The following is a 7,397-nucleotide window of genomic DNA, read 5'->3' as shown; positions in this document are numbered from 1 at the left end:
CAACCCGCCTCGCCCGGACAGCCCCGTCGTCACCCTCGTCAAGCCCACCAAAACAGCCCCAACCCCACGGACGAAGCCCTAAAACACCGGTATTGTGGCTAGCCCAGGGAGTTCGGCATAGGTGCGCAGGTGGCGCAGTTGCTCGGTATAGACGTCTTGCCCTCCGATGGGAAAGCGGAGTACTGGTTCCCAGATCACGTAGCTGATGGTCGGAGGAACCTTGCGGTGAAGGATCTCTTGACGGTCCATACGGGCAGCGGTTTTGATCTCGACTTCGTCCGTGTCGAACGTTGGTACACGGTTACGGAAGACTTCCCGCGCGTACTCTTTGGTCTGGAGCAGGCCAGGCAGCACCTGGTTCGCGTACAAGGACAGGGCGATGGCCTCGCGTTCGTGGTCCAGAAATTGTTCGGCCCACAGAGGGAACCGGTCGATCTCGGGCAAGTGGGCGAGACCTACTGACAACGCCCCCTTGGTATCGAGTAGTTCGTCCAAGATCCCGGCCAGATCTTCCTTCAGCGATCGTCGTCCCTGTTCGATCGACGCGATGGTCTCCTCATCCGCAACGATGCGGTCGGCGAGCGAGCGCTGTGTGTATCCCGCCGCCCTGCGGAAAGCCGCCACCTGGGCGCCCAGCATCTTCATCGCGGAGGCGTTCTTCCTGTTGGGACGTTTCCTGCTGTTCATGCCGATCCAACTCCCCATGCCGGCCCGAGCTTGACCCACGTGATCCCGTACAAACGATCCGTACGAGCTTGCTTACTGTGCCAGGGTAGTCACGCTGGGCGACATTCGGTTCGTGAATGCGACAACTCGCCATTTTGTGATGAGGGAGCGGTTCTTCCGCCGTGACCGGCGGTCCATCCCCGCAGCCAGGAAGTTCACCCACTGGGCCTTGGTCGACTGGGGCCTGACCGAAGGGTTCCGCTTCGAGGACGTATTGCTCTGCGTGAGCGAACTTTCAACCAACGCCCTGTTGCACGGCGTTCCGCCCGGCCGGGGGTTCCGGCTCTTCCTGCGGTACGACGGCGACGTACTCCGTGCCGAGGTGCACGACAGCGGGTCGGGCGTGCCGGAGATCGTGGACGCGGGGGACGGAGAGGGCGGGCGCGGTCTGCTGCTCGTGGCGGCGTTTGCGGACCAGTGGGGGGTGAGTGACAGGAAGCCCGGAAAGGTGGTGTGGTGCGAGTTCGCTGTACGGCGGAAAGCGGAACGCGCAGCGGTCGATGAGGCGCCGCCTCCCGCGCTGCTGCCCTCGGACTGAGGGCGGTCGGCGTCCCGTGATCCGGTGCGGGTTCGGGCGGTGGCCTGTCGGGGTGGGCCGGGGGTGTGTGGTGGCGGGCGGTCCGCCCCCTCCCTGATCCGATGGTCGCGGTTCCGGGCCGGGCGTCAAGGGCGCTCCTACCGTCGCGTCGGCTTCGCCGATGTCGCTGCGCTCCACCCTTGACTCCCGTCCCTGCACCGCTGGAAAGGCAGGGGGGAGGGGGCGGGGGGAAGGGTCCACTGGGGAACTGCTCTGTTCCGCAGGTGGGTTGCAGGCCGCCGGGTCGGTTCGCCCTGCGGGGCACGCGGCAGTGGAGTGGGGTGGCCCGGCTTTCGTCAAGCGGCTCCCCACCGCATGTGCGCCGGGGCTCATGCCCCGCTGGTCACTCGCCGTGGGTGGAGGGGCCAGGTGACTTTGGGGCGGGTGTGGCATGTGGGGCGGGGGTGGTGCTCGGAGGGGGGTGCGTGGACCGAGAGTCCCGGATAGGGGAGCTTTCGGTCCAGAGCAAGGGAACAGCAGGCAAGCGAATGCCCACAAAAGGGGTGGATAGGGCGCAGGGCGTGCTCTGGGGAGGGGGTGCCCCTGGCCTCGGCCCCCGGACACCGCACCGCACCCTGCTCCGCCGAGTCGGGCCCGCCCAGACAGGCACCGCCCGAACCCGCAGCCAACACCGGACAGTGACCAGCGGGGCATGAGCCTCAACCAACATCCGGTGGGCAGACGCTTGACGAAAGCCGTCACCGCCCCACTCCACTGCCGCGTGCCCCGCAGGGCGAACCGACCCGGCAGACTGCAACCCACCGACGGAACAGAGCAGTTCCCCAGTGGACCCTTCCCCCCGCCCCCTCCCGAAAAAGCTCTCCCAGCGGCGCAAGGGTGCGGGTCAAGGGTGGAGCGCAGCGACATCGGCGAAGCCGACGCGACGCAGGAGCGCCCTTGACGCGCACCCTGGAGCCGCGATCATCGGATCAGGGAGGGGGCGGCCCGCCCGACACCACACACCCCCGGCCCACCCCGACAGGCCACCGCCCGAACCCGCACCCACCACCCGACAGTGACCAGCGGGGCATGAAGCCCAACCCCCATCCGGTCGGCGGACGCTTGACGAAACGCGTCACCACCCCACTCCACTGCCGCGCGCCCCGCAGGGCCAACCGGCCCGCCACCCCGGAACCGCGACCATCGGACCAGGGAGGGGGCGGCCCGCCCGACACCACGCACCCCCGGCCCACCCCGACAGCATGGTCGGGGGTGTCGAGCCAGAGGTGCTGTCCGGTGGGGGTGACGGCGAGGCAGTAGCGCGTGCGGGCCGGCGATCCGGCGCGTTGCCACCAGGCGTACGCCGCCTCCACCTCGCTCCACACCGCGCGGGGCCCGTGCTGCTGGAGGGGACGGGTGTCCGCGCCGGGGGCGTGGTCGACGCTTGCCCAGGAGCGGGTGGAGCGGTCGGCCAGCCAGAGTGTGAACTCGCCGCCCGGGCCGTGGCCGACGCTGTAGCGGCAGTGCGGGACGAGGAGACCGGCGGCGGACGTGGCGTCCTCGTCGCCGAAGACGGAGCGCTGGTCGAGGCCGGTGGTCGTCGGCGTGGCGTGCCTGGGCCGTGCCCGTACGGTGGCCATCACGCCGCGGTGGGGCGTCTCGCCCCTGTTCCACATGAAGGCGGAGTCACCGATGACCGGGCCGCTCGCGGTGGCGCGTGCCCGGCGCTCTTCAGGTTCGCCCGTGCCGCGTCCGCGATACGGGGGTCCACCTCCACGGAGAACCTCCACGGAGACCACCCTGCGGTCGCCGAGCCGGTCGCAGAGGAGCGGCGCGTTGTAGCCGGTGCCGGTGCCGGTGCCTGTGCCGATCTCCAGTACGGCCATGCCGTCCGAGACGTCGAGCGCGTCGAGCATGAGCGCCACGATGCGCGGCATGCTCGCCGAGCTGCACGGGACGCGCGCCGTCCCGCCGCCGTCCGTCCCGCTACCGTCCGTCTCGTCCGCGTCGGCCTGGGCGTGGACGTCCTCGACGTGGGTGACGAGGGCCTGGTCGTCGTCGCCCGGGTCGACCGTGCGCGGTTCCTCCCCGACCGCGTCTGGATCCGAAGGTGTCACGCCACGGGGGCGTGAGGTGCCCCGCTCCGGCCAACCGGTCGGCGGGGGCCGCCGGAGAGCCTTCTCCGCTCACCGCTTCGGCGTCTCCGGATGCTTCGCCCTGTCGGGTTTGCCGCCGCGGGAATCGGCCATCAGGCTTCTCCTTCACGCAGGGGCTCGCTACCGGCCAGCGGTCGCGCACGGTAGCGAAGAAGGGGCGCTACAGGCGCTCAGGGGCCTTGATGCCCAGGAGCGCCAGGCCCTGCTTGAGGGTGCGGGCCGTGATCGCGCAGAGGAAGAGGCGGTTCTCCACCAGGTCGCGCGGGTTGTCGTCGCTCAGGACGTGGCACTGGTCGTAGAACGTCGTGAAGAGCGACGAGAGCTGGTACAGGTACGCGGCCAGCTTGTGCGGCTCGTACGACGACGCCACCTCCGCCAGGACCTCGCCGAACTGGTCCACGTGCAGGCCGAGCGCGCGCTCCGCCGGGGCCAGGGAGAGTTCCGGGTGGGCCAGGGGGGACGTGTCGCCCGCCTTGCGGAGGATGGAGCGGATGCGGGCGTGCGCGTACTGGATGTAGACGGACGTGTCGCCGTTGAGCGAGACCATCTGGTCCAGGTCGAACTTGTAGTCCCGGGCAGCCGAGGTCGACAGGTCGGCGTACTTCACCGCGCCGATGCCGACCTGCTTGCCGTTCGTGACGATCTCGTCCTCCGAGAGGCCGATCTTCTCGGACTTCTCCCGGACGACCGCCGTCGCCCGCTCGACCGCCTCGCCCAGCAGGTCCACCAGCCGTACCGTCTCGCCCTCACGGGTCTTGAACGGCTTGCCGTCCTTGCCCAGGACCGTACCGAAGGCGAGCTGGACCGCCTTGACCTCGTCGTTCAGCCAGCCGGCCCGGCGGGCCGTCTCGAAGACCATCTTGAAGTGCAGCGACTGGCGTGCGTCCACCACGTACAGCAGGGTCGACGCGTTCAGGTTCCCCACCCGGTCGCGGATCGCGGAGAGGTCGGTGGCCGCGTAGCCGTAGCCGCCGTTCGTCTTCTTGACGATCAGGGGGACCTGGTTGCCGTCCGGGCCCTTCACGTCGTCGAAGAAGACGCACAGCGCGCCCTCCGAGCGGACCGCGACCCCGGACTCCTCCAGGAGCCGGCAGGTCTCCTCCAGCATGTCGTTGTAACCGGACTCGCCGACGATGTCGGGGTCCCGGATCTCCATGTCGAGCTGGTCGAAGACCGAGTAGAAGTAGATCTTCGACTCGTCGACGAAGCGCTGCCAGAGGGCCAGCGTCTCCTTGTCCCCGGCCTGAAGGTCCACCACCCGGTCCCTGGAGCGCGCCTTGAACTCCTCGTCGGAGTCGAAGAGCGCCCGCGACGCCTTGTAGAGGCGGTTCAGGTTGGTCATCGCCGTCTCGCCGTCCTCGACGGAGACGACGGAGGTGTCGGAGGTGTCGGAGGTGTCGGAGACGACGGAGGTGCTGGAGGTGCCGGCGGCGACGGAGGTGTCGGCGTTGTGGTCCAGCTCGTGCGGGTGCTCGATCAAGTACTGGATGAGCATGCCGAACTGGGTGCCCCAGTCACCGATGTGGTGGCGCCGTACCACCCGCTCGCCCGTGAACTCCAGGATCTCGACCATCGCCGCGCCGATCACCGCCGAGCGCAGATGCCCGACGTGCATCTCCTTCGCCACGTTCGGCTGCGCGTAGTCGACCACCGTCGTACCGGTCCGCTCCGCGTACGGGACGCCGAGCCGGTCGTCCGCCGCGCGGGCGGCCAGGGTCTCGATGATCGCCCGGTCCGCGACGGTGATGTTGAGGAAGCCGGGGCCCGAGACTTCGATCTCCTCGATCAGGCCGGGCGCCGTGAGCGCCGAGACGACCCGCGTCGCCAGCTCTCTGGGGTTGCCCTTGAGCTTCTTCGCGAGCGCCAGGATGCCGTTGGCCTGGTAGTCGGCCCGGTCGCTCCGTCGCAGCAACGGATCCGCGGAACCGGCCTCCGGCAGGGCAGCCGAGAGGGCGTCCGCGATGCGCTGATCGACGGTCGAGGCGAGGGAGGTGACCGGGGCCATGGGCTGGGTGCCGTTCCTGTCGGGGATCGGGGGAGGCGTGCTTTCCGTAAGAAAGTCCTCCCAGTATCCCATGGGGCAACAAGCCATTTTCGCTCTGTCGGTGGTACCTGGGAGAATGGCGAACGCCAGGTTAGTGGCCGACGCCGGGTTCGCCGGGCGTACGAGATCGTTCGAGCGTATGAGGAAAGAAGAAGGACGTGCCGATCGTGGCTCAGAGCACCGAGACCGACTGGGTCTCCCGTTTCGCGGATGATGTCATCGCCGAGGCGGAGCGACGTGCGCCGGGCACGAAACCGGTCGTGGTCGTCGCGTCCGGCCTCTCCCCCTCGGGCCCGATCCACCTGGGGAACCTCCGCGAGGTCATGACCCCGCACTTCGTCGCGGACGAGATCCGCCGGCGGGGGTACGAGGTCAGGCACCTGATCTCCTGGGACGACTACGACCGCTACCGCAAGGTTCCGGCGGGCGTTCCCGGTACGGACGCGTCCTGGGCCGAGCACATCGGCAAGCCCCTGACCTCGGTGCCCGCCCCGGCCGGGTCGGCGTATCCGAACTGGGCCGAGCACTTCAAGGCCGCGATGACCGACGCGCTGGCCGAGCTGGGGGTCGCGTACGACGGGATCAGCCAGACCGAGCAGTACACCTCCGGGGTGTACCGCGAGCAGATCCTGCACGCGATGAAGCACCGCGCGGACATCGACGCGATCCTCGACCGGTATCGGACGAAGGACAAGGCGAAGACGCCGGGCGGAGGCAAGAAGCAGGGGCAGAAGAAGGCCGAGGAGGCCGAGCTGGAGGCCGCCGAGGGCTCCGGCGCCGCCGCCGAGGACGACGGCAGCGGCGGCTCGGCCGGGTACTTCCCGTACAAGCCCTACTGCGGCGGCTGCGGCAAGGACCTGACGACCGTCACCGCGTACGACGACGCGACGACGGAGCTGACGTACACCTGCGCGGAGTGCGGCTTCTCCGAGACGGTCGCGCTCAGCGAGTTCAACCGCGGCAAGCTGGTCTGGAAGGTCGACTGGCCGATGCGCTGGGCGTACGAGGGCGTGGTCTTCGAGCCGTCCGGTGTCGACCACTCCTCGCCCGGGTCCTCGTTCGTCGTCGGCGGTCAGATCGTGCGCGAGATCTTCGACGGGGTGCAGCCGATCGGCCCGATGTACGCCTTCGTGGGCATCTCCGGGATGGCGAAGATGTCGTCCAGCAAGGGCGGCGTGCCCACCCCGGCCGACGCGCTGAAGATCATGGAGGCGCCGCTGCTGCGCTGGCTGTACGCGCGCCGCCGGCCGAACCAGTCGTTCAAGATCGCCTTCGACCAGGAGATCCAGCGGCTGTACGACGAGTGGGACGCGCTGGAGCGCAAGGTCGCCGACGGCTCCGTCCTGCCGGCCGACGCCGCCGCGTACACCCGGGCGACGACCACGGCCGCCGGTGAGCTGCCGCGCACGCCGCGCCCGCTGCCGTACCGGACGCTCGCCTCGGTCGTGGACATCACGGCCGGTGCCGAGGAGCAGACCCTGCGGATCCTGAGCGAGCTGGACCCGGAGCACCCGCTGTCCACGCTGGCGGAGGCGCGCCCGCGCCTCGACCGCGCGGAGAACTGGATCACGAGCCAGGTGCCCGCCGAGGCGCGCACGATCGTGCGCGCCGAGCCGGACGAGGAGCTGCTGGGCTCCCTCGACGAGGAGGGGCGCGAGTCGCTGCGGCGGCTGCTCGAAGGGCTGGACAGCCACTGGTCGCTGGACGGGCTGACGACGCTCGTCTACGGCGTGCCGAAGGTGATGGCGGGCCTGGAGCCGGACGCCAAGCCCACGCCCGAGCTGAAGGTCGCCCAGCGGTCGTTCTTCGCGCTGCTGTACCGGCTGCTGGTGAGCCGGGAGACCGGGCCGCGGCTGCCCACGCTGCTGCTTGCCGTGGGGGCGGACCGGGTACGGAAGCTGCTCGGCGCCTGAGCGAGAGGCGGGAAGCGAGAGGCGGGAAGCCGGAAGCGGGA

At 69.6% G+C, this 7,397-nt stretch carries 5 protein-coding genes; 2 read left to right on the top strand and 3 right to left on the bottom strand.

Annotated features, from left to right (window positions below):
• Positions 1 to 78 precede the first annotated feature (78 nt).
• Positions 79 to 687, bottom strand: a complete 609-nt coding sequence (locus tag ACIQ7D_RS34395) for a Scr1 family TA system antitoxin-like transcriptional regulator (RefSeq protein WP_403944625.1) — start codon at positions 685 to 687, stop codon at positions 79 to 81.
• Positions 688 to 826: 139 nt separating this feature from the next.
• Between ACIQ7D_RS34395 and ACIQ7D_RS34390 the strand changes: the two genes are divergently transcribed.
• Positions 827 to 1,264, top strand: a complete 438-nt coding sequence (locus ACIQ7D_RS34390; RefSeq protein ID WP_403944632.1) for an ATP-binding protein — start codon at positions 827 to 829, stop codon at positions 1,262 to 1,264.
• A gap of 968 nt (positions 1,265 to 2,232) precedes the next feature.
• Here the strand turns inward: ACIQ7D_RS34390 and ACIQ7D_RS34385 are convergent.
• On the bottom strand, positions 2,233 to 3,360 hold the full coding sequence (locus ACIQ7D_RS34385; protein ID WP_403944623.1) for a hypothetical protein: 1,128 nt from the start codon (positions 3,358 to 3,360) through the stop codon (positions 2,233 to 2,235).
• Between the two features lie 199 nt (positions 3,361 to 3,559).
• Positions 3,560 to 5,404 carry an arginine--tRNA ligase gene (gene argS, locus ACIQ7D_RS34380; RefSeq protein ID WP_403944621.1) on the bottom strand — a complete coding sequence of 615 codons (1,845 nt, stop codon included), beginning with the start codon at positions 5,402 to 5,404 and terminating at the stop codon, positions 3,560 to 3,562.
• A 197-nt stretch (positions 5,405 to 5,601) separates the two neighbouring features.
• Between argS and lysS the strand changes: the two genes are divergently transcribed.
• Entirely contained in the window at positions 5,602 to 7,356 is a 1,755-nt protein-coding gene (gene lysS / locus ACIQ7D_RS34375; protein ID WP_403944619.1) for a lysine--tRNA ligase, read from the top strand.
• Positions 7,357 to 7,397 lie beyond the last annotated feature (41 nt).

The sequence above is a fragment of the Streptomyces sp. NPDC096310 genome, assembly GCF_044763125.1.
Lineage (GTDB): Bacteria > Actinomycetota > Actinomycetes > Streptomycetales > Streptomycetaceae > Streptomyces.
Note: the sequence above shows the minus strand (reverse complement) of the source record. Positions and strands in the feature narration are given on the sequence as shown.

Bases quoted from the DNA above. Each gene is read 5' to 3' on its own strand.
- argS (WP_403944621.1), bottom strand. From the start codon at position 5,404: ATGGCCCCGGTCACCTCCCTCGCCTCGACCGTCGATCAGCGCATCGCG.
- ACIQ7D_RS34395 (WP_403944625.1), bottom strand. From the start codon at position 687: ATGAACAGCAGGAAACGTCCCAACAGGAAGAACGCCTCCGCGATGAAG.
- ACIQ7D_RS34390 (WP_403944632.1), top strand. From the start codon at position 827: ATGAGGGAGCGGTTCTTCCGCCGTGACCGGCGGTCCATCCCCGCAGCC.